This is a genomic window from Pseudomonas sp. UBA5666 (genome assembly GCF_002420785.1).
GTDB classification, from domain to species: domain Bacteria; phylum Pseudomonadota; class Gammaproteobacteria; order Pseudomonadales; family Pseudomonadaceae; genus Aquipseudomonas; species Aquipseudomonas fulva.
The window spans coordinates 12744-36575 of sequence record NZ_DIIQ01000020.1 but is presented as its reverse complement, the minus strand read 5'-3'; the positions used below and the strand labels follow the sequence as shown (position 1 = coordinate 36575).

Below are 23832 nucleotides of genomic sequence, written 5' to 3'. Positions count from 1 at the left end.
TGCTCGTTTGGCTGAGCACCCGGGCTGCAGCGCAGCCCTGCACATCAAAGTCCCAGCTTGACCATGCGGGCCTTGACGCTAGCTTCGATGCCCGCTGCATCCAGCCCACACTCTGCCAGCATCTGCGCGGGCTTGGCGTGTTCCACATAAAGGTCCGGCAAGCCCAGGTGCAGCAACGGCTTGACCACCGCTTCCCTGGCCAGGCACTCGCCAACGGCAGCACCGGCGCCGCCCATGATGGCATTTTCTTCGAGGGTCACCAGCAGTTCGTGGCTACCTGCCATTTCCAGCACCAAGTCTTCATCCAGCGGCTTGACGAAGCGCATGTCGACGACCGTGGCGTTGATCTGTTCGGCTACTTGCAGGGCTTCGGCCAGCTGCACGCCAAAGACCAGCAGCGCGACCTTTTCACCCCGGCGACGAACCACGCCCTTGCCAATCTCCAGCGGTTCCAAGCCCTCGTCGACAGCAGCGCCAGGGCCTGTACCGCGCGGATAGCGCACGGCAGCCGGGCCGTTATAGAGGTGGCCCGTACTGAGCATCTGGCGCAACTCGCTTTCGTCACTGGGGGTCATCACCAGCATGCCAGGGATGCAGCGCAGGTAGGACAGGTCATAGCTACCGGCATGGGTCGGGCCGTCTTCACCCACCAGACCGGCGCGGTCGATGGCGAACAGCACGTCCAGGTTCTGCACGGCCACGTCATGAATCAACTGGTCATAGGCCCTCTGCAGGAAGGTCGAGTAGATAGCCACTACCGGTTTGCTACCTTCGCAAGCCATGCCCGCCGCGAGCGTGACGGCATGCTGCTCGGCAATCGCCACGTCGAAATAGCGTTCAGGGTAGCGTTCGCTGAACGCCACCAGGTCGGAGCCTTCCTTCATGGCCGGCGTAATGCCCACCAGGCGATCGTCGGCAGCGGCCATGTCGCAGAGCCACTGGCCGAACACGGCGGAATATTTCGGTCCGCTGGCCTGTTTCGGCGCAACCGGCTTGTCCACAGGCTCGAGCTTGGTGATGGCGTGGTAGCCGATCGGGTCGATCTCGGCCGGGGCGAACCCCTTGCCCTTTTTTGTCACCACGTGCAGGAACTGCGGGCCCTTGAGGTCGCGCATGTTGCGCAGGGTGGCGATCATCGTGGGCAGATCGTGACCATCGATGGGACCGATGTAGTTCCAGCCCAGCTCTTCGAACAGCGTGCCGGGTACCAGCATGCCCTTGGCATATTCTTCGGTACGCCGCGCTATTTCCCACGCACCTGGCAGGCGCGACAGCACTTTCTTGCTGCCTTCGCGCATGCTGGAGTAGGTGCGGCTGGAGAGGATCTTGGCCAGGTAGTTGGACAAGCCTCCCACATTGCGCGAGATCGACATGTCGTTGTCGTTGAGGATCACCAGCATGTCGGCGTTGACTTCCTGGGCGTGGTTCAACGCCTCGAACGCCATGCCTGCGGTGAGTGCGCCGTCGCCGATGACCGCAATCGACTTGCGAGCGCTGTTTTGCAGGCGCGCCGCGATGGCCATGCCAAGGGCTGCGCTGATCGATGTGCTGGAGTGACCGACGCCGAAGGTGTCGTACACGCTTTCGCTGCGGCGCGGGAAGGCGGCTACGCCGTCCTTCTGGCGAAGGCTGAGCATGCGGTTGCGGCGCCCGGTCAGAATCTTGTGCGGGTAGGCCTGGTGGCCCACGTCCCATACCAACCGGTCATCGGGGGTATCGAAGACGTAGTGCAGGGCGATGGTCAGCTCGATGACGCCCAGGCCGGCACCGAAGTGCCCACCGGTCTGGCCCACGGTATACAGAAGTTCCTGGCGCAACTCGTCGGCCAGGGTCTCCAGGTCGGCTTCGGCCAGACGGCGCAAGCCATCTGGCGTGTCAGCGCGGTCGAGCAGCGGCGTGACCGGGCGTTCGCGGGGGATCTCTTGAAACGTCGTGGGCATCAGGCGAGTCGTTATAGGTGTATTAAGACGCGGCAGTTTACCCCATTGTAGGAAAAGCTGCCCATTCAGACGGGTGACGCGCTGGCGGCTTAACAGCCATCACGCGCTACTCGCCAGGTCAGTTGCGGCGTTCGACGATGTAGCACGCCAGGGCTCGCAGTGGCTCGGCCTTTTCGTCGAAGCTTTCCAATGCGACCAATGCCTGGTCGCGCAGTTCGATCGCGTAGGCCTTGGCCGCCTCCATGCCCAGCAGGGCGGGGTAGGTCGGCTTGTCGCGGGCGATGTCGGCGCCCTGGCGTTTACCCAGTGTAGCCGTATCGCTTTCCACATCGAGGATGTCGTCCTGAACCTGGAAGGCCAGGCCGATGGCCTGCGCATACACCTGCAAGGCATCGAGCTGCGCCTGGTCGGCGCGGGCACTGGCCAGCCCGCCCAGGCGGACGCTGGCCTCGATCAGTGCACCGGTCTTGTGCCGGTGCATGAACGCCAAGGCTTGCTGGTCCAGCTTCATGCCCACCGAGCCCAGGTCGATGGCTTGCCCGCCCACCATGCCAGCGGGGCCGGCGGCCGAGGCCAAGGCCTGCACCATGGCCAGGCGAAGTGCGTCGGTCTGGGGGCTCAGGTGGGGGTCGAGCAATGCGCTGAAGGCCAGGCTTTGCAGGCCGTCACCGGCAAGAATGGCACAGGCCTCGTCGAACGCCTTGTGCGTGGTCGGCTGGCCGCGGCGCAGGTCGTCGTCATCCATGGCCGGCAAGTCGTCGTGGACCAGCGAGTAAGCGTGGATGAGCTCGACGGCGCAAGCGGCGCCGTTGGCGTGCTCCGCCGGAGCGCCCAAGGCCTCGCAGGCCGCGTAGGCGAGCAGCGGGCGTACGCGTTTGCCGCCGTTCATCACGCTGTAGCGCATTGCGGCGTACAGGCGTTCAAGCTCGGCCGTGGGGGCGATGAACAGCGGCTCGAGTGCGCCATCGACGCGTGCCTGGCAGGCGGACTGATAGGCACCGATCATGCCTCGGGCTCCACGTCGAAGGGCTGGGCAGTCAGCTCGCCATCGCGCTCCAGCAGAACCTGCACCTTCTGTTCGGCCTGAGCCAGTGCGCCTTGGCAATCACGCGTCAGGGCAATGCCTTGTTCGAAAGCGGCAAGCGAGTCCTCCAGGGACAACTCGCCGTTCTCCAGGCGCTCGACCAGTGCCTGCAACTCGGCAAGGGATTGCTCGAAATCAAGGGAAGCTTTTTTGCGGGCCATGGCGGCAGTCTCGGCGGTAGTCTGAACGCCGCGACACTAGCAGAGCGGGGCGGGGTGAGCAAACCGCCATTGGCACGGCAGCGCCGGGTTGGCGCTACCGTTCAGGCCCTGGCGTGGCCAGGTCGATCAGATCGCCGCAGCCGTTTGCGCCTGCAGCGCCAGTCGATACTGCGCCAACTCGTCGATGGTCAGCATGGGAAGGTTGTACTGGCGTGCATAGACGGCCACTTCCTCACCGCGAGCCATCGTGCCGTCAGGGTTCATCAATTCGCACAAGACGGCTGCCGGCCGCAGTCCGGCCAGGCGGGCCAGGTCAACCGACCCTTCGGTGTGACCGCGACGCGTGAGCACACCGCCATTGCGCGCGCGCAGCGGAAACACATGCCCAGGGCTGACGATATGCCGTTGCTCGGCCGAAGAGCGCAGTGCAGCGGCAATCGTGGTGACCCGGTCCTGGGCGCTTACGCCAGTGCTGATGCCCTCGGCAGCTTCGATGGTGACCGTGAACCCGGTGCCGTGGCGGGCCTGGTTGTTCTGGACCATGGGTGCCAGTTGCAGCTCATCGACCGTTGCCTCGTCCAGGCACAGGCAGACGATACCGCTGCAGTCGCGGATCATCATGGCCATGGTCTGCATCGAAATGTTCTCGGCAGCGGCAATGATGTCCGCTTCATCTTCACGGTCGTCATCGTCAAGCAGCAGCACGGGGCGACCGGCCTTGAACGCGGCGATGGCGGCGGTGACATTGGGAAAGTGCACAGGGTGCAAGGTAGACATGAAACGCTCCTCGTAAGTAATCGATGAACGTCTCGGGGCGAGCAAAATGCGTGCGCAAGGGTGCCCGTGGGGCCCCTGCCTGACGCCTTCTTTCATCCGGACTATGACCGTCGGCCCTGGAATCTCACCAGGTCTGCTGACCTCCGGCATGGCCGGAGCGCTCGCGGGCTCATCTTTCGATTTACCGCCGGTGGGGACTTTCACCCCGCCCTGAAGACCGGGCAAGCATACCGCACCCTGTGCCTGGGTTGGCAACCCGCCGTTATGATCTAGACCGCTGTCAGCGGCTGGGCGAGGTGCCCTGCGGTGCTGCTTTGCTCAAGGTGTCGATCACCCAGTGCAGCGACGCCGCAAGCATCGGCCCATGCCCAAGGCCGTCGAACTGCTTGAAAGACACCTGCACGCCCTTGAGCTGGGTCAGGCTGGCGGCGAGGCTCCGTGCCGTCTGATCGGCGTGGGGCTGGGCCGGTTCGCGGGGGCTGGCCGGCTCCAGTGAGCCGCGCATCAACAGCACCTGCGGTTGGGCATCCCCCAACCGCGCCGGCAGGCTTGCCGCTTCGCGCAGGATCGCGCCGTCATGCCACCACAGCGATGGGCTGGCCGCCGCATAGACGGCGAATGACTTGGGCCGGGTGAAGAGGGCATGGAGCACGGCCAGGCCGCCATACGAGTGCCCCCACAGCGTCTGCTGCTGGGGGTCGATGCTCACCAGTGCTGCCAGCCCTGAGCGCATGCGGGTCTCCAGCAGGTCAAGAAAGGCATCCACCCCGCCGCTGGGCAACCCGGTGAGTGGGTCGCGTTGCTCTGTCTGCCCGGCCAGCGCCGGCGTGTAGTCGTAGGTTCGGCTGGTTCTGTCGATGCGCTGGCGGGTCTGGTAACCCACGGCGACCAGTACGGGGGCCTGGCCGGCGGCCAAGGCATCGAGTCGTTGTCGGTCCAGTGCGCTCAGGGCTGCATTGCCGTCGAGCATCCACAACACAGGGTAGCCGGTTGCGGGGGCGGCGCGCTTGGGCAGTCCTATCCACAGCCGGTAGTGACGCGCGCCGTCTGCCGAGTCGAGGTCCAGGTGGGTGAATCGATAGGCCAGGTCCTGGCGAGCCAGCAGCGTCGTATCCATCGGCTGGTCATGCTCGGGCTGGGCCGTGGCGGCACCGGTCACAAAGGCCAGCACAAGCGCCAGGCCCCGGATCATTCTGTTCATCAGGCATCTCTTCACGGCATTGCAGGCGCTGCAACTCAAGCAGCCAGATGATAATCAGCCTTTGACATGCGTAAAGCGCCTTAACTTTCTAAACCGTTGACGCTGGCCGGCAGGGTAAGGTGCAGGCGCAAGCCTGGGTGAGCATTGCAGGCCCAGAGTCTGCCACCCTGCAATTGGACGGCGCGGCGGGCAATGGCCAGGCCCAGTCCGAAGCCTGCGCCGCTGGCGGTCAGCCGCTGGTACGGTTGGAAAATGCGCTCAAGCGCGGCCTCAGGCACGCCGGGGCCTTGATCGCGCACGCACAGGTGCCAATGCGTACCCTCGCGCCAGCCCTCCAGGCAGACGGTTCCCTCGGGCGGAGAGTGCCGGATGGCGTTTCGCAGCAGGTTCTCCAGCGCCTGGGCCACGCTGTCCAGGTGCACCTGGACCACGCAGTCCTGCCCGAGTGTGCACGGCAGGCGTGCGGGGCTCCAGCCGCTTTCGAAGCAGATGTCCTGGCACAGCGCCTCCCACAGTGATGCCATCAGTACCGGTTCGGTGGCCAGGACGGGCTGCTCGGTATCCATCCAGGCCAGGTCGAGGGTGTCTTCCAGCAGTTTCTGCATATGGCTCGTTTCATAATCCATGCGCGCGCGTAACTGGGCGGCGGGCAAGTTGCTGTCATGGGCAATACGCAGGCGTGCCAGCGGCGTGCGCAGTTCGTGGGACAGTGTGCGCAGCAGCAGCCGCTGCTGTTCCAGGCTCTGGCGCAAGCGATTGGCCATATGATCGAAGGCCTGCGCCAGTTCGCCCAGCTCATCGCGCCGGTCTTGCAGGGGCAGGCCTGGGCTGTCCAGGTCGTTGGCCCGCAGCGCATCGGCGCGGTCACGCAGGCGGTTCAACGGGGCGACAAGGTGACGGTACAGTGCCAGCCCCATCAGCAGGGCCAGCAAGGCCGGCGCCACACCGTGGGTAATCAGGTGAGTCCAAGGCGTCAGCCCGGTGGGCAGCAGCCGCTCGGGCAGTTGCATCACCAGGCGACCGTGCTCGGGATGGCGCGGGAAGGTAATGCTGACGTAAGGCAGTTCGCCTTGCAGGCGGCGGCTCATGGGCCAGTTCAGCTTGCGCATGAAGGTCAGGTGACCCGCTTCCTCGGCTGTGAGCTGTGTGGTCCCCAGGCTTTGCAGGTAAGGGCCGACGACGGCTGCCCAGGTGTCCTCGGCCCTTTGCACCTGCTTACGCCAGGTCTCGACCCCCACGGCGCCTCCTTGCTCCCAGGCGAGCTCGGCCTGCCGGGCATAGCGGGCCAGGTAGTCCTGGTCGGCCTGAGCCAGGAAATAGGTGCTGCGTTCCACCGTCAGGCCCCAGGTCCAGATCAACCAGGTGAGCAGCAGGCAGAAGCTGACCTGCAGCAGGGCCAGCTTCCACAGCAGCGGATGACGCCGCATCAGGCCGGGCTCTGCACGACCAGGACATAGCCCTGACCACGCACAGCCTGGATGAGCAGATGCTGTATGCCAATGTCCGCCAGCTTGCGGCGCACGTTGCACACATGCACATCCAGGCCCCGATCCAGGCGCGTGTAGCCACGGTGCAGGACGGTCTGGTACAGGAAAGGCTTGCTCAGCGGCTCCCCGGCATGGGCGTGCAGCGTGATCAACAGGCGGAACTCCGAGCCAGTCAACCCCGCCGGCATGCCGTTGTGCATGACGTCCTGGGCCGCGTGGTCGAATACGGGCTCATCAGCGCGCGTTGCCAGGGGCGGTGTGCTGTGGAAGGCGACCCGGCGCAACAGTGCGTCTACCCGCGCATCCAGTTCCGCCAGGCTGAAGGGCTTGGGCAGGTAATCGTCGGCGCCGCGGGTGAATCCGGTGATGCGGTCCTGCTCGGCACCCAATGCCGACATGAGGATCACCGGTACGGCCTGCTTGCGCCGCAGTGCATCGAGCAGGCTCAGGCCATCGAGACCTGGCAGCATGATGTCCAGCAGCGCCAGGTCGAATGCGCATCGACGGGCATTGGCCAGCGCCGCTTCTCCCGTCGCGCATGCATGTACCTCGAAGCCACGGTCGATGAAATGGCGGTAAAGGTCGTGGCGTAAGCGTGGGTCGTCTTCGACCAGCAGCAAGGAGGTGGGCACGGCGAGCCTTGAATGAGAATTTATATCAGTTGCAAATCATCCCACCGGACTCGGCCCTAGGCAATGGCCCCAATGTGTTAAGAAGGTTAATGCTGCTGCATGCCCTGTACCTGCTCCGGTATCGTTCGCAAAAAGCAATATGTTTCGTTTGCGAATTACTATCATATGGGCGAAGGGTGCGGCATGAATGTTTTCAGTGGGGCAGGGCGCGCGCGGCGCGTGCGGGGATGGCTGGTGGCAGGGCTGGTGACGCCGTTTTCACTTTCGGCATTGGCGCAAGACGTAGCCGTGGTGGTCAATGCCGATGACCCCCTCGACCTGCCTGCATTGACCATCGAAGGCAATCGGCTATACGACATGCTGCCCTCCGAAGCCACTGGCGGGTACAGCGTGGACGCCGCCACCGTGGGCACCAAGACGCCAGCCGCCTTGAAGGACATCCCGCAGTCGATCACCGTCTATACCCAGGATTACGTCAAGGATCGGCAGTTTGTCCACCTCGATGACCTGGCCAAGTACACGGCCGGCTTGCGTACCCTGACCAACGACAGTGGTCGGTCGTCGATCTACGCCCGTGGCTATGAGTACAGCGAATTCAACATCGACGGCCTGCCAGCACCGATGGCGAGCATCTTCGGGACCGTGCCATCGCTTGTGGCCTTCGACCGTGTCGAGATCATGCGTGGCCCGGCCGGACTATTCAGCAGCACCAGCGAACTGGGCGGTATCGTCAATATGGTGCGCAAGCGGCCGACGGCGGACTTTCAGGGGAATGTCGAGGGTTACTACGGCACCTGGGATACCAATCACCAGGAACTGGACCTGAGCGGGCCGCTGGACGAAAACGGACGGGTGCGCGGTCGCTTCATCGCCTCGCGCGACGACACCAATGGCGAAGTCGACTACAACGCCAACACCAGCAACAGCTACTACGGCGCGCTCGATGTCGACCTGGACGAGGCCACCACCTTGTCGTTCGGCCTGATCCACGAGGTCAAGAACATCACGCCGCACAACGGCTACCCGGCAACGTTGGACGGCAAGGTCCCTGACTTCAGTCATTCCCGCTTTCTGGGCGCAGACTGGAACGCGTTCGACGGCAAGACCACCGATCTGGTCGCTGAGCTGACCCATCGATTCGACAACGGTGGTTATGGCCGCATTGCTGCCCGCGGGTCGCACCGCGATACCAACTATCTCTACGCCTTCACGGCCACGAACCCTACCACGGGCAAAAACTCCGAACGCGCCAGTGCACGTGATTTCACCCAGGACACCTACGCGGTCGATGCCAGCTACAGCCAGCCCTTCGAAACCTTTGGCCAGGTCAGCGAGTTCGTCGTCGGCAGCGATTACAAGAACTACGATACCGAGTACCTGAACGGGGCCACGACGCTGGGCAACATCAACGTCAACACCTACTCGCCCAAGCAGTTCGCTAAACCAGCTGCGAACTACACGACCGAGACGGGCATGCAGGAAGAGGAGTACGGCTTGTATTCCAAGGTGACCTTCCGCCCGGTCGAGCGCCTGGCGTTGATTGCCGGCGGGAGGTTCAGTTGGTACCGCGGCGATTTCTACACCACGACCCTCAAGAGCGGTGTCACTGCGGACGACAGCAAGCAGGTCGATGGTCACTTCACACCCTATGCGGGGGCAGTCTATGACCTTTCCGAAAACCATGCGCTGTATGCCAGTTATTCCCAGGTGTTCAAGCCGCAATCGGCAACCGATGGCGACGGCCGGGTACTCAAGCCACGCGAAGGCGAGCAGTACGAAGTGGGCATCAAGAGCAGCTACTTTGGTGGCGCGCTCAACACGCGCCTGTCGGCGTTTCGCCTGACCGACGAAAACCGCGCCACCACCCGTTACGACAGCGAAGGCGTTGCGACCAATGACTCGGTGGCTGCGGGCAAGACACGGGTCAAGGGCGCGGAAGTGGAAGTCAGCGGCAAGCTGACCGATAACTGGGAGCTGCTAGGCGGCTACACCTGGATGGACACCGAAACCGTGAAGGGCGATGCCGAAACCACGTTCTTCATCATGCCGCGCCACCAGGCGTCGCTGTGGAGCAAATACACCATCAGCCGTGGCGCGCTCACCGGGCTGGCCATCGGTGGCGGCGTTTCGGCAATGAGCAATTTCCACTCGGAAAACGGCGGGGTACGCATCGACGCGCCGGGTTATGCCACCGTGGACGCCATGCTTTCCTACCCGGTGACCTCCAGGCTGACTGCCACCGTCAACGTCAACAACCTGTTCGATCGCGATTACCTGTCGCGGGTGGGTTCGACTTCCACGTTCAACTTCTACGGCCCGTCGCGCAGCGTGCTGGTGGGTGCGCGTTACGATTTCTAGAGGCGTGTACCGACGGGTAATGCGGCGCCGCCTGAGCGTCTCGCCGCATTTTCCTGGCTGAAAAACAGGCATTAAAAAGCCGGCTTGTGGCCGGCTTCTCGGGGACGCTTCCGACTAATTTATGGTAAGCCGCAATCGCCTTAACGGTGTGGCCAAAAGAGGCCTGAAAGAGATGGCTGATGCCCGTATGGGGTATCGCCGAGCCCTCTGGACTGCGGCTTGGGCCGGTCGGGGCTGATGTGCGCGTAGCATACAAGGGCATGCACCTGATGCCCAGCAAAAAATGGCACAGGGTGTTTCAGCCAGGCCGCTGCCGTCGAAAATGCGACCAGTGATAGACCCATCCCAGGATCTCTAGCCCTTGCGCCTGGCGCTGGCTGGGGGTCAAGCGCTCGACGGCATAGTTGTGCCGGTCATGGCTGTGTAGGTAAAGCGTGCCGTGCTCACCCATGGTCAGGTTGTGCACGCGCAACGCACCATTGATCAGCAGGGCATAGGTTTCGCCCTCCACGATCTGGGTCATGCTCATGTCGATGGCCAGGGTCGCTTCGACGGGGATCAAGGGGGCCATGTTGCCGCCTGGCATGGCCATGCAGATGGACGTGTCGTGTTTGACACCCAGCATTCGCAGTGCGTTGGCCGGCAGGCGCAAGGCACGCCCCGACACCTTGCACAGCAGGCCATTGCGCACCTCGTGGAACGGCACGTGCACTACGCGCCCGCGATGAACCGCACGCGGAATGGGAGCATCTATCGGCACAGGGCGTGGCGGACAGGTGCGCAGGATGGCATTGGGATGCTTGGCGCCTTCACCCGTTCGCAGCCAGCGACGGTGCACGCAGAACAGGTCGGCAAGCTCGTCCAGGCGAGCCAGCGGGACCCCGCGATTGAACCAGTTGTTGACGTGCTGAGGCGTCACGCCGCGCTGTGCGGCGAAGTCGGCAGGGGTCAGTCCGCATTCCTGAAGAAGGGCTCTTAAACGTTCACCAGATGTGTTCATGGGGAAAGTTTAGCGGCACGGTGCCACCAAGGGTATGAACAAGATGTTGATGGGCAAAGGGGAAACGTAGGGCAGTCAGACGCGGGTGTAGGACGTTGTAGGACGCTTGCGCCGCGATTGGCTGTGAAGCGTATTGCGCGCCAAAAAAAACCCGCCGAAGCGGGTTTTTCGTGCAATCAGGATCAGCCTTTGTAGGCTTCAACCGATTTGGTGATCGCAGCGCGGGCGGCGTCAGCGCCGTCCCAGCCTTCGATCTTGACCCACTTGCCTTTCTCGAGATCTTTGTAGTTGGCAAAGAAATGCTCGATCTGCTGGATCAGCAGGGCAGGCAGGTCGGTGTACTCCTTCACGTCCACGTACAGCTGCGACAGCTTGTCGTGGGGGACCGCGATGACCTTGGCGTCGCCGCCGCCATCGTCGGTCATGTTCAAGACACCCACCGGGCGGGCGCGGATGACCGAACCTGGGGCCACTGGGTAAGGGGTAACCACCAGCACGTCCAGCGGATCACCGTCGTCAGCCAGGGTGTTGGGGATGAAGCCGTAGTTGGCCGGGTAGAACATAGGGGTGGCCATGAAACGGTCGACGAACAGCGTGTCGCTGTCCTTGTCGATCTCGTATTTGATCGGCGCGTGGTTGGCCGGGATCTCGATGGCGACGTAGATGTCGTTCGGCAGGTCTTTGCCCGCCGGAATCTTGCTGTAGCTCATTGGGCAGTGCCCCCGTGTTTGACCAAAAAAGTGGCGGCGATTATAGGCATATTCCGACGGGGCATGCCACGTCTGGCCCAATGAACCGGGCGCTAGGCGGGGGGATGGCGATAGTCGGAATGCTCGCTTTGCAACCGGGTCAGGCGTGCAAGCGGGTTCTGCCGGTAGAACAGCGACAGTTGCTGGTAGACCTCGGGGTAGGCCTGGTGCAGCAGGTCGGGGGCGCTGAAGAAGTACTCGCTGGTTACGGCGAAGAACTCGGCGGGGTTTTCGGCGGCATAAGGGTCGATCGGCGTGTCGGCTTCCGGGTCCCGATCGAGTTGCCGGTTGAGGTCGTCGAAGGCGTGTTGCATGGCATTCGCCCAGCGTTGCACAGGCATGTCGCTGTGCAGGGGAGGCAGGCCATTGGCATCGCCATTGAGCATGTCCAGCTTGTGCGCCAGCTCATGGATGACCAGGTTGTAGGCTTCCCAGCCGCCGCTGCCGAATACGCCATTGCAGGCCAGGATGATCGGGCCCTGCTGCCAGGCCTCGCCACTGTGTTCGCCGTCCCAGGCGTGCTCCACGCCGCTGGCGTCCCGGTGGCGCTGCGGGCTTTTGAAGTCGTCGGGGTAGAGGATGATTTCGTGAAAGCCCTGGTACCAGTTCAGGTCGCCCAGGTGGAGTAACGGCAGTTGAGCTTGCGCTGCCAGTACCAGGCGTTGCTCATCGTCGAGCTCGACGCCTGGCAGGCACGTCAGGTGCTTTTCGTTCAGGAACAGGATGCTGGCCTCGCGCAACCATTGGTCTTCGGCCTCGTCGATACCGTCCAGTATGGGCAAGCGCTCGCGTACGGCTTGCCACTGCTGGACGCTGATCGGGAAGCGCGCCAACGTGCGCTTGCGCCGCCAGGCGCTGAACGACCACATGCCCGCTCAAGCGCCTCAGTGCGCTTTGGCCGTGCGGCCCAGGCGGGTGCGCAGCAGGCCGAGAATCATCGGGACCAGCGACAGCAGGATGATGCCCACTACCATCAGCGACAGGTGCTGCTTGATGAATGGCACGTTGCCGAAGAAGTACCCCAGCGTGACCAGGCCACCTACCCAGAGCAACGTACCGGCAATGCTGAAACCGAGAAAGCGCGGGTAGTGCATGCGGGCAATACCGGCCACGAACGGCGCGAACGTGCGCAGGATGGGCAGAAAACGCGCCATGGTGACCGTCTTGCCGCCGTGACGCTCGTAGAAGTCGTGAGTGCGCTGCAGGTAGTCGCGGCGGAAAATCTTCGAGTTCGGGTTGCTGAACAGGCGCTCGCCGGCCGTTCGCCCGATCACGTAGTTGGTGCTGTCGCCCAGGATGGCAGCGATCATGAGCAACCCGGCCAGCAGGACAGGGTCCATGCCGCCGCCGGCAGCGACTGCACCGGCGATGAACAGCAAGGAATCGCCTGGCAGGAAGGGCATCACCACCAGGCCGGTTTCGCAAAATATGACAGCAAACAAAATGGCATAGATCCAGGGCCCGTAATTGGTAACCAACAGATCAAGGTACGCATCGAGATGCAGGATGAGGTCCAGCGGGTTGAAATCCATGTACAGCACCTGTGGTCTGGGTCGAAGGCTCGGTTACCTGGAGGAGTGAAATTTCACACATGACAAGTGGGCCATTATACGGCGAAGTGAGGATCACGCCCGCACAGTTTGTAGCGAGGGATTACGGTAGTAGGAAGGCGTGAGCCGCGTTGTAGTAAGGCAGACAGACACTGAGGCCATGGGCATCGTTCATCGTCCACGTTCGACGCACGGAGGCTTCGACGAGCGTGTTCAGTCCCCCGTCTGTAGCGCGCAGCAGGGCAGCGGGGGCACCGCCATCCTCCTGCGCAGGTGCTCAGCCCTTGCCCAGCAGAAAATTACCTTTCTGGCTGGCCAGTTCGTCACTTTCCAGGCTGTGAACTTCAGCCTCATCCTTGAGGTTCACGCCTGACAGCTGGCGCCGACAGGCTTCACGCATCAGGTACAGCAGCCGATGCGCGGCCATGCCGTAGCTCAACCCCTCCAGGCGAACATTGGAAATGCAGTTGCGGTAGGCATCGGTCAGCCCGACCCTCGGGGCGTAGGTGAAGTAAAGCCCCAGGCTGTCCGGTGAACTGAGCCCTGGCCGCTCACCGATCAGCATCACGGTCATGCGAGCCCCGAGCAGCTCGCCGACCTCGTCTGCCACCGCCACGCGTCCTTGCTGAACCAAGGAGATGGGCGCGCAGGTCCAGCCTTCGGCATTGACCTGCTCCTCAAGGCGCGTCAGAAACGGGAGTGTATGACGGTGTACCGCCAAGGCAGACAGCCCGTCGGCAACCACGATTGCCAAGTCGACCCCGCCGGGGTTGGCCTGGGCATGCTGGCGCAAGGTGGCGACCGAATCCTCGTTCAGGCGCCGGCCCAGGTCGGGCCGCTGCAGGTATTGATGACGGTCGCTTGCGGCGCTGTGCAACACGAGGCTGTCGCGCCCGCGTTGATCGAGCTGTGCGGTCAGCTCAGCCACGTCGAATGGAAGGTGCACGGCGTCCCGAGCCTGGGCATGGGCGAACTGGAAATCCAGTTGCGCACTGGTCGGAAGGCTGGTGCCCACGCGCCCCAAGGCGATACGCGCGGGGGTGAGGTTGCGCAGGGCCAGCCAAGGGTTTTCGGGGGTGGGGGTGCGGTTGTCCATGATCGGCGATTCCTATGCAAGCTGTGCCAAGGCCTGCCGGAAGGCTGGCGGCAGGTTGTCACCAAAGCGTATCCGGCCGTCGGCCTGGGTGAAGATGCCGGTCCGTGCCAGCCATGCTTCGAACTCAGGCCCAGGCTTGAGGCCCAGGGTTTGGCGGGCATACAGGGCGTCATGGAACGACGTGGTCTGGTAGTTGAGCATGATGTCGTCCGAGCCGGGAATGCCCATGATGAAGTTGATCCCGGCGACCCCCAGCAGCGTCAGCAGCGTGTCCATGTCGTCCTGATCGGCTTCGGCGTGGTTGGTGTAGCAGATGTCGCAGCCCATCGGCACGCCCAGCAACTTGCCGCAGAAGTGGTCTTCAAGGCCCGCGCGAATGATCTGCTTGCCGTTGTAGAGGTACTCCGGGCCAATGAAGCCGACCACGGTATTGACCAGAAACGGCTTGAAGTGGCGGGCGACGGCATAGGCGCGGGTTTCGCACGTCTGCTGGTCGACACCATGGTGGGCATTGGCCGACAGCGCACTGCCTTGGCCGGTTTCGAAATACATCAGGTTCTGCCCCAGAGTACCGCGCTTGAGCGACAGCCCTGCTTCATACCCTTCCTGCAACACGTTCAGGTTGATGCCAAACCCTGCATTGGCCGCCTCGGTGCCGGCGATGGACTGGAAGACCAGGTCCAGTGGCACGCCCCGGTTGACCGCCTCGATCGAGGTGGTGACATGGGTGAGCACGCAGGACTGGGTCGGAATGTCGTAGCGCTGGATGATGGCATCGAGCATTTCCAGCAGCGCGCAGATGGAGGCGGTGCTGTCCGTGGCCGGGTTGATGCCGATCATGGCATCGCCATTGCCGTACAGCAGGCCGTCGAGAATGCTCGCCGCGATACCGGCCGGTTCGTCGGTAGGGTGGTTGGGCTGCAGTCGCGTCGACAAGCGCCCGCGCAGGCCCATGGTGCCGCGAAACTGGGTGACGACACGGATCTTCTGGGCCACCAGCACCAGGTCCTGGACGCGCATGATCTTCGATACGGAGGCGGCCATTTCCGGTGTCAGGCCCGGCGCCAATGCGCGCAGGCTGTTTTCGTCGGCCTGCTCGCTCAACAGCCAGTCACGCAAGCCGCCCACGGTCAGGTGGCTGACCGGTGCGAACGCCTGTGCATCGTGAGTATCGATGATCAAGCGGGTGACTTCGTCGTCTTCGTAGGGGATCAGCGCTTCGCTCAGAAAATGCGAGAGCGGAATGTTGGCCAATGCCATTTGCGCAGCCACACGCTCGCCATCGCTTGAAGCCGCGACCTCGGCGAGGTAGTCGCCGGAGCGTGCCGGGCTGGCCTTGGCCATCACTTCCCTGAGGCTGTCGAAGCGATAGACCAGGTTGCCTACGGTGTGTACGAAACTTGCCATGCAGATTCTCCAAAGCCGCGGGGCGCCCCGCGGCGAGTGTCGTCGATCAGTGCAAGGCCTCTTCGGCCTTCTGGATCGCGGCGAATTCCTCTTCTGGCGTGCCCGCTACCAAGTGGTGACGGCTGTAGAACGCAAAGTACGCAATCAGCACCGCATAGATCACGGCAGCGCCAATCACCACGCGCGGGTCGACCAGGAAGCCGGCGACCACGGCGATGCAGGCCAGCACCAGGGCCAGGCCCGAGGTGAAGATGCCGCCTGGGGTGCGGTAAGGGCGCTCCATTTTCGGGCGACGGATGCGCAAGGTGATGTGCGCCGCCATCATCAGTACATAAGACAAGGTAGCCCCGAACACGGCAACCAGGATGAGCAAGTCGCCTTGACCTGTCAGCGACAGGGCAAAACCGATGATGCCTGGGATCACCAACGCCATGACCGGTGCCTTGCTCTTGTTGGTCTCGGACAGTTTGCGCGGCAGGTAACCGGCTCGCGACAGCGCGAAGATCTGGCGCGAGTAGGCATAGATGATCGAGAAGAAGCTGGCGATCAGGCCTGCCAGGCCCACCAGGTTGACGAAGCTGCCCATCCAGGTGGAACCGCCGTAAGCCTTGGCCAGCGCCTCGACCAGCGGATTGCCGGAGGCCTTGAGTGCTTCGGAGCCTGCGCCGCCGGGGCCGACGATCAGGATCAGCAGGGCGAATGCCACCAGCACCAGCATCGCGCCAATCAGGCCGCGTGGCAGGTCGCGCTTGGGGTTCTTGGTTTCTTCGGCAGCCAGTGGCACGCCCTCGACTGCCAGGAAGAACCAGATCGCATAGGGAATGGCTGCCCACACGCCTACATAGCCAAACGGCAGGAAGCTGCTGGCCCCTGCGGCATCGGTGACGGCGATGTCGAACAGGTTGGCTGCATCAAAATGGGGCACCATGGCCACCAGGAACACGGCCAGTGCAACGGCGGCGATGGCGGTGATGATGAACATCAGCTTGAGCGCCTCGCCCACGCCAAAGATGTGGATGCCGATGAACACCACGTAGAACGCCAGGTAGATCATCCAGCCGCCGATGCCGAACAACGACTGGCAATAGGCGCCGATGAAGGTGGCAATGGCCGCCGGCGCGATGGCGTACTCGATCAGGATGGCGGTGCCGGTCAGGAACCCGCCCCAGGGCCCGAAGGCGCTGCGGGCGAACCCGTAGCCACCGCCGGCAGTAGGGATCATCGACGACAGTTCGGCTAGGGAGAAGCACATGCACAGGTACATGGTGGCCATCAGCAGGGTAGCGAGGAACATGCCGCCCCAGCCACCCTGGGCCAGGCCGAAGTTCCAGCCGGCGTAGTCGCCGGAGATGACGTAGGCAACGCCTAGGCCGACCAGAAGCACCCAGCCGGCGGCGCCTTTCTTGAGTTCACGCTGTTGGAAATAGTCGGAACCGACTTTCTCGAAATCTACGGAAGAGCCTGCCGGGCTACCGGCTGGTTGTTCGCTTGGCATGGTTTCACCTGTTCTTTTTCTTGGTGGCCGGAAGGGGTTCGGGCCGATGGTGATCTGTACTGCAGGAAGCGAGCCAGAGCGGTTGGTACATGACAACCGCCCTGAACAGAGGGCCAGTCAACGCCGGCCTTTGCACCGTAACCGGTGAAAAGACCGGCGCAGGGCTTAGAAGAAGCCCAGTGGGTTGATGTCGTAGCTCACCAGCAGGTTCTTGGTCTGCTGGTAGTGATCGAGCATCATCTTGTGGGTCTCACGGCCAACACCGGACTTCTTGTAACCCCCGAAGGCCGCATGCGCCGGATACAGGTGGTAGCAGTTGGTCCACACACGCCCGGCCTTGATGCCGCGGCCCATGCGGTAGGCACGGTTGATGTCGCGGGTCCAGACCCCGGCGCCCAGGCCGAACTCGGTATCGTTGGCAATGGCCAGGGCTTCGGCCTCGTCCTTGAAGGTGGTGACGCTCACCACCGGGCCGAAGATTTCCTCCTGGAACACGCGCATCTTGTTGTTGCCCTTGAGCAGGGTCGGCTGGATGTAGTAACCGGTGGCCAGCGCGCCTTCGAGTTTCTCGACCTTGCCCCCGGTCAGCAGCTCGGCGCCTTCCTGCTGGGCGATCTCGAGGTAAGACAAGATCTTCTCGAACTGCTGTTGCGAGGCCTGTGCACCGACCATGGTGTCGGTGTCCAGCGGGTCGCCGCGCTTGATCTGCAGCACCTTCTTCATCACCACTTCCATGAACTGCGGGTAGATCGACTCCTGGACCAGGGCTCGGGATGGGCAGGTGCACACCTCGCCCTGGTTGAAGAATGCCAGGACCATGCCTTCGGCAGCCTTGTCGATGAAGCTCGGTTCGGCCTGCATGATGTCTTCGAAGTACACGTTCGGCGATTTACCGCCCAGTTCCACCGTCGACGGGATGATGTTCTCGGCCGCGCACTTCATGATGTGCGAGCCCACGGGCGTGGAGCCTGTGAAGGCAATCTTGGCGATGCGCTTGCTGGTGGCCAGCGCCTCGCCCGCTTCACGGCCATAGCCTTGCACCACGTTCAGCACGCCCTTGGGCAGCAGGTCGCCGATCAGCTCCACCAGCACGGTAATGCCCAGTGGCGTCTGTTCGGCGGGCTTGAGCACCACGCAGTTGCCTGCTGCCAGCGCCGGCGCGAGTTTCCAGGCGGCCATCAGGATCGGGAAGTTCCACGGGATGATCTGACCGACCACCCCCAGCGGCTCATGGATATGGTAGGCCACGGTGCTTTCGTTGATTTCCGCAGCGCCGCCTTCCTGGGCGCGGATGCATCCGGCGAAGTAGCGGAAGTGGTCGACGGCCAGCGGGATGTCGGCATTGAGGGTTTCCCGCACGGGTTTGCCGTTGTCCCAGGTTTCGGTGATGGCCAGCACTTCGAGGTTCTGCTCGATACGGTCGGCGATGCGCAGCAACACGTTGGAGCGGTCCTGGACGGACGTGCGGCCCCAGGCATCGGCAGCGGCGTGGGCAGCGTCCAGGGCCTTGTCGATGTCTTCGGCGGTGGAACGGGGGAATTCGGCAATCGGCTGCCCGTCCACGGGCGATGTGTTGGTGAAGTACTCACCCTTTACCGGAGGAACGAACTCACCACCGATGTAGTTGCCGTAGCGGCTTTTGAAGGAAACCTTCGCGCCTTCGGTACCGGGATGTGCATAACGCATGGTGTGTCTCCTGGCTATTGTGTTTGTGTGGAGTGCAAAGCGTAGAGCAAAGGTTGGGCCATCGTTTTGCGCTTCAATGAAATCAAGCAGTTGGCGCCGCACAGCGCCCACTGGCCACCCGCGATGTGCCGTGTTCGATACAGGCTTGGGTGACACTGTGTACCGTCGATGACACGCCTTGTGGCGGGTGCATTGCAAACCGGCCTGCTGTGGAGGATGCTGGCTTTAGCCTCTATCTGCGGAGAACCACAATAATGCAGAGCAATCCATTTACCCGGCATGCCAGGCAAGTGCACACGGTCGCCCATGGCGGCGGTGTCGAAGGCGGCAGCGACCCGTCCATTGCCCGCTCCTGGCTGCGCTGCCTGGAGGACTATCATCTGGATCCCGCGCTGGCCGAAGCCCCGGTGGTCCTCGAGCATGGCCGCCTGCTGGAAAGCCGCGAACGCATGCGCCAGGTGCTGCAAATCGCCGATCAGGAAATGAACAGCCTGCACCAGCAGCTTTCCGGTGCCGGCCATGCGGTGCTGCTCACCGATGCCCGTGGTGTGATCCTCAATTGCGTCACCGCTCCTACCGAGCGGCGCAGCTTCGAGCAGGCCGGGCTGTGGCTGGGCGCTGACTGGAGCGAGGCGCGAGAGGGCACCAACGGTATCGGCACCTGCCTGGTCGAACGCCAGGCGTTGACCATTCACCAGCACGAACACTTTCGTGGGCGGCATACGGGGCTGACCTGTTCGGCCAGCCCGGTGTTCGACCCTCACGGGCACTTGCTGGCCGTGCTGGATGTGTCTTCAGCGCGGCCCGACGTCTCGCGCCAAAGCGAATTCCACACCATGGCCATGGTGACCCTGTCGGCCAAGATGATCGAAAGCTGCTATTTCATGCGCCAGTTCGAGCACCACTGGCTGCTGCGTTTTCACCTGCAGGCCGAGTCGGTCGGGCTGTTCAGCGAGGGGCTGCTGGCAGTCGACGGCGATGGCCGTATCTGCGCGGCCAACCAGAGTGCGCTGAACCTGCTGGGCCGCGTGCGCGCCGGCGTGGAAGGGCAGACCCTGGAGCAGTTTTTCGCCTGCACCCATGACGAGCTGTTCAGCCGTGCCATGCCCGATGGCAGCGCAGCCTGGCCGCTGCTGACCCTGGACGGGCGGCAGGTGTTCGCCAGCCTGCGTGGCCAGGCACGTACGCCGGTCTGGACCGTGCCCGCCGGGCATGCGCGCCGCGTCGTGCGGCAGCCTGCGCAGGTCTGCCTGCTGGACCCGGCACTGCAACACGATTTTCGCCGCAGTGTGCGGGTGTTCGAGCGCAATGTACCGCTGCTGCTGAGTGGAGAGACGGGCTGCGGCAAGGAAGCCTTCGCCCAGGCCGTGCATCAGGCCAGCGAACGCCGGGACAAGCCCTTCGTGGCCATCAACTGTGCATCCATCCCCGAAAGCCTGATCGAAAGCGAGTTGTTCGGCTATCGGGCCGGCAGCTTCACCGGGGCGCGCAAGGAGGGCATGCGCGGCAAGCTGCTGCAGGCCGACGGCGGTACCTTGCTGCTCGACGAGATCGGCGACATGCCCTTGGATCTGCAAACGCGGCTGCTGCGCGTGCTCGAAGAGCGGCAGGTGGTGCCAATCGGCGGCGAGCCGCAGGCTGTGGATGTACGCATCATCAGTGCCACCCACCGGGACCTGTTGCAACGAGTGGCCCAGGGTACGTTCCGTGAAGATCTTTACTACCGCCTCAATGGGCTCGAAGTCGCATTGCCTGCCGTGCGCGAGCGCAGCGACAAAGCGCAGTTGCTGGACGTGCTGCTGCGCCAGGAAACCCAGGGCCAGCTGATCGAGCTCGAACCCCAGGCGCGTCAGGCACTGCTGGACTACCCCTGGCCTGGTAACGTGCGGCAGATGCGCAACGTACTGCGCACCCTGGCAGCCCTGTGCGACGAGGGTCGCGTCACGCTGGCAGACTTGCCTGCCGTGGTGCGTACGCCGCGTGGGCAAGACGCAGCGCCCGTGGCCATGTCGGGCTTGCCGAATGAGGGTTCATCGGTACCTGGGAACAAGACCACATTGGAGGCGGCCGAACGCCATGCGCTGCTGGCCGTTCTCGAGGCCCGGCATTGGCAGCTTACCCGGGTAGCTGAACATCTGGGCATCAGCCGTAACACGCTGTATCGCAAACTGCGCAAGCATGGCATCAGTCGGCCCTTGTAACGAAACAGCGGGTGCGATTTGTCGCGCCCTGGGCTACCCTGCCTCGAAGTTTTGCGAGGTCGACCATGCACATTCACATTCTCGGTATTTGCGGCACTTTCATGGGCTCGCTGGCGGTGCTGGCCAAGGAACTTGGCCACCGCGTCACCGGATCGGACGCCAACGTCTATCCGCCGATGAGCACCCAGCTCCAGGCCCAGGGCATCGAGCTGACTCAGGGATATGACCCTGCCCAGCTGGAGCCGGCTCCCGATCTGGTCGTCATTGGCAACGCCATGTCCCGTGGCAACCCGGCGGTGGAGCATGTGCTCAACAAGGGCCTGCCTTATGTGTCGGGCCCGCAGTGGTTGGCCGACCATGTGCTGCAGGGCCGCTGGGTGTTGGCAGTCGCCGGTACCCACGGCAAAACCACCACCAGCAGCATGCTGGCCTGGGTGCTCGAGCATGCCGGCATGAGCCCTGGGTTCCTGATCGGTGGGGTGCCGCAGAATTTCTCCGTATCGGCGCGGCTGGGTGATACGCCGTTCTTCGTGGTCGAAGCGGATGAGTACGACAGCGCCTTCTTCGACAAGCGCTCGAAGTTCGTGCATTACCATCCGCGCACGGCAATCCTGAACAACCTGGAATTCGACCACGCGGACATTTTCCCTGACCTTGCTGCCATCGAGCGTCAATTCCATCACCTGGTGCGCACCATCCCCAGCGAAGGGCTGGTGATCCATCCCACGTCCGAACACGCGCTGGCCCGGGTCATCGAGATGGGCTGCTGGACGCCTGTGCAGACCACCGGTGACGGCGGTCAGTGGCAGGCACGCCTGCTCAGCCCGGACGGATCGCGTTTCGAGGTGCTGTTCGACGGGCACGTGCAAGGCGTGGTGGAGTGGGCCCTGACCGGTCAGCACAACGTGGCCAACGCCTTGGCGACCCTGGCGGCCGCTCGTCACGTTGGCGTGGCACCGGCGATGGGCATCGAGGGCCTCAGTGCGTTCAAGAGCGTCAAGCGGCGCATGGAAAAGGTCGCCGAAGTGCAAGGCGTGACCATCTTCGATGATTTCGCCCATCACCCCACGGCCATCGCCACCACCCTGGACGGCCTGCGCAAGCGCGTGGGTGATGCATCGGTGATCGCCGTCATCGAGCCGCGCTCCAATTCGATGAAACTGGGCGCGCACCGCGATGGCCTGCCTGAAAGCGTCAACGATGCTGACCAGGTGATCTGGTATGCCCCGGCCAACCTGGGTTGGGACCTGGCAGCCACGGCCGCGCAATGCAAAGTCCCCAGCGTAGTGGCCGACAGCCTCGAGGCGATCATCGAGCAGGTCAAGCGCCAGGCGCGACCCGGTACCCAGGTGGTGATCATGAGCAACGGCGGCTTTGGCGGCCTGCACGGCAAGCTGGCCGAGGCGCTCAAGTGAACGGGCCGCAACGCATTACCCTGGCGATGACCGGGGCGTCGGGTGCGCAGTACGGCCTGCGCCTGCTCGATTGCCTGGTGCGCGAAGATCGGGAGGTGCACTTTCTGATTTCCAAGGCGGCACAGCTGGTCATGGCGACCGAAACCGACGTCCTGCTGCCTGCCAAGCCGCAGGCGATGCAGGCGTTTCTGACCGAGTACACCGGGGCTGCCGACGGGCAAATTCGGGTGTACGGCAAGGAAGACTGGATGTCGCCCGTGGCCTCGGGTTCCGGCGCACCGGCGGCCATGGTGGTGGTGCCGTGCTCCACCGGCACGCTGTCGGCGATCGCCACCGGTGCGTGCAACAACCTGATCGAGCGGGCTGCCGATGTCACCCTCAAGGAGCGTCGGCAGTTGATCCTGGTGCCTCGTGAGGCGCCGTTTTCTACCATTCACCTCGAGAACATGCTCAAGCTGTCGCAGATGGGTGCGATCATGCTACCGGCCTCGCCTGGCTTCTATCATCAGCCACAGACCATCGACGATCTGGTCGACTTCGTGGTGGCGCGCATCCTCAACCTGCTGAACATCCCTCAGGACATGCTGCCGCGTTGGGGTGAACATCATTATGGGGTGGATGATTGAAAAGAGGGCTGGCCGGGACGTTGGCTGTGTTGATGCTCGGTGGCTGCGCCACGGTACGCACCCTGGATGGCACCAAGCCAGGGGCGCCCGTGGTCTATGCAGGCACCCGGCTGGATTGGTATGCGATCAGCGGTGGCTGTTGCCCCCAGGCCCGCTTCGGCGTCGAGGCGCCTCGGTTCGCCTCCCTCGATCTGCCGGCGAGTTTTCTGCTCGATACCTTGTTACTGCCGTTGACCCTGCCAGCTGCCGCCGGCATCTACTATCACGGCAGCGGCGGCTTCTGAGTGCTGCACCTAGCCGCTTGCGAGCAGGCAGCGGCTCAGTTTTTCCCCAACTTGCGCAACTCGTCCGACTCCACGATCCGGATACCGTCCTCTTCCTCCAGCGCCAGGCGCCACAGCGCTCGCGCCAGGGTGCAGGCCTCTATGCCCCGGTACTTGCCAGGAATCAGCTTGGAAAAGGGGGCGGCCAGGGTTTCAGTGAGCCTTGGCTCGGTGCGTTCCCCGAGCAACAGCGACGGGCGGACGATGGTCAGTTGAGGCCAGTCCTGGGCTTTGAGGGCTTCTTCCATCTCACCTTTGACGCGGTTGTAGAAGATCGAGGATGTCGGGTCGGCACCCACGGCACTGATTACCAGCAAGTGCCTGGCCCCCATCTCGCGGGCTCGCTTGCTGAAGGCCACCACCATGTCCAGGTCCACGGCCTTGAATGCAGACTCCGAGCCTGCCTGCTTCAATGTCGTGCCCAGGCAGCAGTAGGCAATGTCCACGCGGCCCTCCAGCTGGGGTAAAAAGACAGCCGGATCGCCCACGGGGTTTTCCAAGTGTGGATGTTCTGCCAAAGGCCGGCGTGTAGGCGCCAGCACCCGGGTGATGGTGGGCTCGTTGAGCAGGCGGTCGAGCAGGTGCTCGCCAGTCAGGCCGGTCGCTCCGGCAAGCAGGACATGCTGAGGCGTCAAGTACATGAT

The 23832-nt window shown here is 63.4% G+C and carries 21 protein-coding genes and 1 riboswitch; of the genes, 5 read left to right on the top strand and 16 right to left on the bottom strand.

Features of this window, described 5'->3' with window-relative positions; all coding sequences use genetic code 11:
- Positions 1–44 precede the first annotated feature (44 nt).
- The 7 genes from dxs to B2Y33_RS11270 all read right to left on the bottom strand — a co-directional run bounded on the left by dxs (position 45) and on the right by B2Y33_RS11270 (position 7282).
- Entirely contained in the window at positions 45–1940 is a 1896-nt protein-coding gene (gene dxs, locus B2Y33_RS11300) for a 1-deoxy-D-xylulose-5-phosphate synthase (RefSeq protein WP_059183600.1), read from the bottom strand.
- 118 nt (positions 1941–2058) lie between these two features.
- Entirely contained in the window at positions 2059–2946 is an 888-nt protein-coding gene (locus tag B2Y33_RS11295; RefSeq protein WP_125922350.1) for a farnesyl diphosphate synthase, read from the bottom strand.
- Positions 2943–3185 (bottom strand): exodeoxyribonuclease VII small subunit, encoded by a 243-nt coding sequence (locus B2Y33_RS11290; RefSeq protein WP_023534977.1) that lies wholly within the window; start codon positions 3183–3185, stop codon positions 2943–2945. The genes B2Y33_RS11295 and B2Y33_RS11290 overlap by 4 nt, the downstream gene beginning before the upstream one ends.
- Positions 3186–3311: 126 nt before the next feature.
- Complete coding sequence (gene ribB, locus B2Y33_RS11285; RefSeq protein WP_111475839.1) at positions 3312–3962, bottom strand: 3,4-dihydroxy-2-butanone-4-phosphate synthase; 651 nt, start codon at positions 3960–3962, stop codon at positions 3312–3314.
- 80 nt (positions 3963–4042) lie between these two features.
- Positions 4043–4184, bottom strand: a riboswitch (FMN riboswitch).
- Positions 4185–4242: 58 nt separating this feature from the next.
- Entirely contained in the window at positions 4243–5163 is a 921-nt protein-coding gene (locus B2Y33_RS11280) for an alpha/beta hydrolase (protein ID WP_059183601.1), read from the bottom strand.
- A gap of 80 nt (positions 5164–5243) precedes the next feature.
- Positions 5244–6590, bottom strand: a complete 1347-nt coding sequence (locus tag B2Y33_RS11275) for a HAMP domain-containing sensor histidine kinase (protein WP_206405812.1) — start codon at positions 6588–6590, stop codon at positions 5244–5246.
- A complete protein-coding gene (locus tag B2Y33_RS11270; RefSeq protein WP_027915140.1) occupies positions 6590–7282 on the bottom strand; it encodes a response regulator transcription factor in 693 nt (230 codons plus the stop codon). Before B2Y33_RS11270 ends, B2Y33_RS11275 begins: the two co-directional genes overlap by 1 nt.
- A gap of 183 nt (positions 7283–7465) precedes the next feature.
- Between B2Y33_RS11270 and B2Y33_RS11265 the strand changes: the two genes are divergently transcribed.
- Positions 7466–9640: a TonB-dependent siderophore receptor gene (locus tag B2Y33_RS11265; RefSeq protein WP_206405811.1), complete on the top strand. Its 2175-nt coding sequence runs from the start codon at positions 7466–7468 to the stop codon at positions 9638–9640.
- A 298-nt stretch (positions 9641–9938) separates the two neighbouring features.
- On the opposite strand, the gene B2Y33_RS11260 is transcribed toward B2Y33_RS11265, so the two are convergent.
- From B2Y33_RS11260 to B2Y33_RS11225, 8 genes are all read right to left on the bottom strand, one after another.
- The gene (locus B2Y33_RS11260) at positions 9939–10640 is read right to left on the bottom strand and encodes a LexA family transcriptional regulator (RefSeq protein WP_027915144.1); all 702 of its coding nucleotides are present in this window, start codon (positions 10638–10640) and stop codon (positions 9939–9941) included.
- A gap of 182 nt (positions 10641–10822) precedes the next feature.
- Positions 10823–11350: an inorganic diphosphatase gene (gene ppa, locus B2Y33_RS11255; RefSeq protein WP_023534987.1), complete on the bottom strand. Its 528-nt coding sequence runs from the start codon at positions 11348–11350 to the stop codon at positions 10823–10825.
- Positions 11351–11442: 92 nt separating this feature from the next.
- Positions 11443–12258: a zinc-dependent peptidase gene (locus tag B2Y33_RS11250; RefSeq protein ID WP_197874194.1), complete on the bottom strand. Its 816-nt coding sequence runs from the start codon at positions 12256–12258 to the stop codon at positions 11443–11445.
- Between the two features lie 15 nt (positions 12259–12273).
- Positions 12274–12921, bottom strand: a complete 648-nt coding sequence (locus B2Y33_RS11245) for a DedA family protein (RefSeq protein WP_023535016.1) — start codon at positions 12919–12921, stop codon at positions 12274–12276.
- A 295-nt stretch (positions 12922–13216) separates the two neighbouring features.
- Positions 13217–14035: an ethanolamine ammonia-lyase subunit EutC gene (gene eutC, locus B2Y33_RS11240; RefSeq protein WP_027915146.1), complete on the bottom strand. Its 819-nt coding sequence runs from the start codon at positions 14033–14035 to the stop codon at positions 13217–13219.
- A 12-nt stretch (positions 14036–14047) separates the two neighbouring features.
- Positions 14048–15442: an ethanolamine ammonia-lyase subunit EutB gene (locus B2Y33_RS11235; RefSeq protein WP_206405810.1), complete on the bottom strand. Its 1395-nt coding sequence runs from the start codon at positions 15440–15442 to the stop codon at positions 14048–14050.
- Between the two features lie 46 nt (positions 15443–15488).
- Positions 15489–16937 carry an ethanolamine permease gene (gene eat / locus B2Y33_RS11230; protein WP_027915148.1) on the bottom strand — a complete coding sequence of 483 codons (1449 nt, stop codon included), beginning with the start codon at positions 16935–16937 and terminating at the stop codon, positions 15489–15491.
- Between the two features lie 165 nt (positions 16938–17102).
- Positions 17103–18623: an aldehyde dehydrogenase family protein gene (locus tag B2Y33_RS11225; protein ID WP_023534991.1), complete on the bottom strand. Its 1521-nt coding sequence runs from the start codon at positions 18621–18623 to the stop codon at positions 17103–17105.
- A 254-nt stretch (positions 18624–18877) separates the two neighbouring features.
- Between B2Y33_RS11225 and B2Y33_RS11220 the strand changes: the two genes are divergently transcribed.
- The 4 genes from B2Y33_RS11220 (at position 18878) to B2Y33_RS11205 (ending at position 23149) form a co-directional block, all read left to right on the top strand.
- Positions 18878–20824 (top strand): sigma-54-dependent Fis family transcriptional regulator, encoded by a 1947-nt coding sequence (locus B2Y33_RS11220; protein WP_206405809.1) that lies wholly within the window; start codon positions 18878–18880, stop codon positions 20822–20824.
- A gap of 65 nt (positions 20825–20889) precedes the next feature.
- Entirely contained in the window at positions 20890–22239 is a 1350-nt protein-coding gene (mpl, locus tag B2Y33_RS11215; protein ID WP_059183607.1) for a UDP-N-acetylmuramate:L-alanyl-gamma-D-glutamyl-meso-diaminopimelate ligase, read from the top strand.
- On the top strand, positions 22236–22865 hold the full coding sequence (ubiX, locus tag B2Y33_RS11210; RefSeq protein ID WP_028687653.1) for a flavin prenyltransferase UbiX: 630 nt from the start codon (positions 22236–22238) through the stop codon (positions 22863–22865). Before mpl ends, ubiX begins: the two co-directional genes overlap by 4 nt.
- Positions 22862–23149: a YceK/YidQ family lipoprotein gene (locus B2Y33_RS11205; protein WP_027915153.1), complete on the top strand. Its 288-nt coding sequence runs from the start codon at positions 22862–22864 to the stop codon at positions 23147–23149. Before ubiX ends, B2Y33_RS11205 begins: the two co-directional genes overlap by 4 nt.
- Before the next feature lie 35 nt (positions 23150–23184).
- Here B2Y33_RS11205 and B2Y33_RS11200 read toward each other — a convergent pair whose 3' ends face one another.
- The gene (locus B2Y33_RS11200; protein ID WP_023534952.1) at positions 23185–23829 is read right to left on the bottom strand and encodes an oxidoreductase; all 645 of its coding nucleotides are present in this window, start codon (positions 23827–23829) and stop codon (positions 23185–23187) included.
- Between the last annotated feature and the right edge of the window lie 3 nt (positions 23830–23832).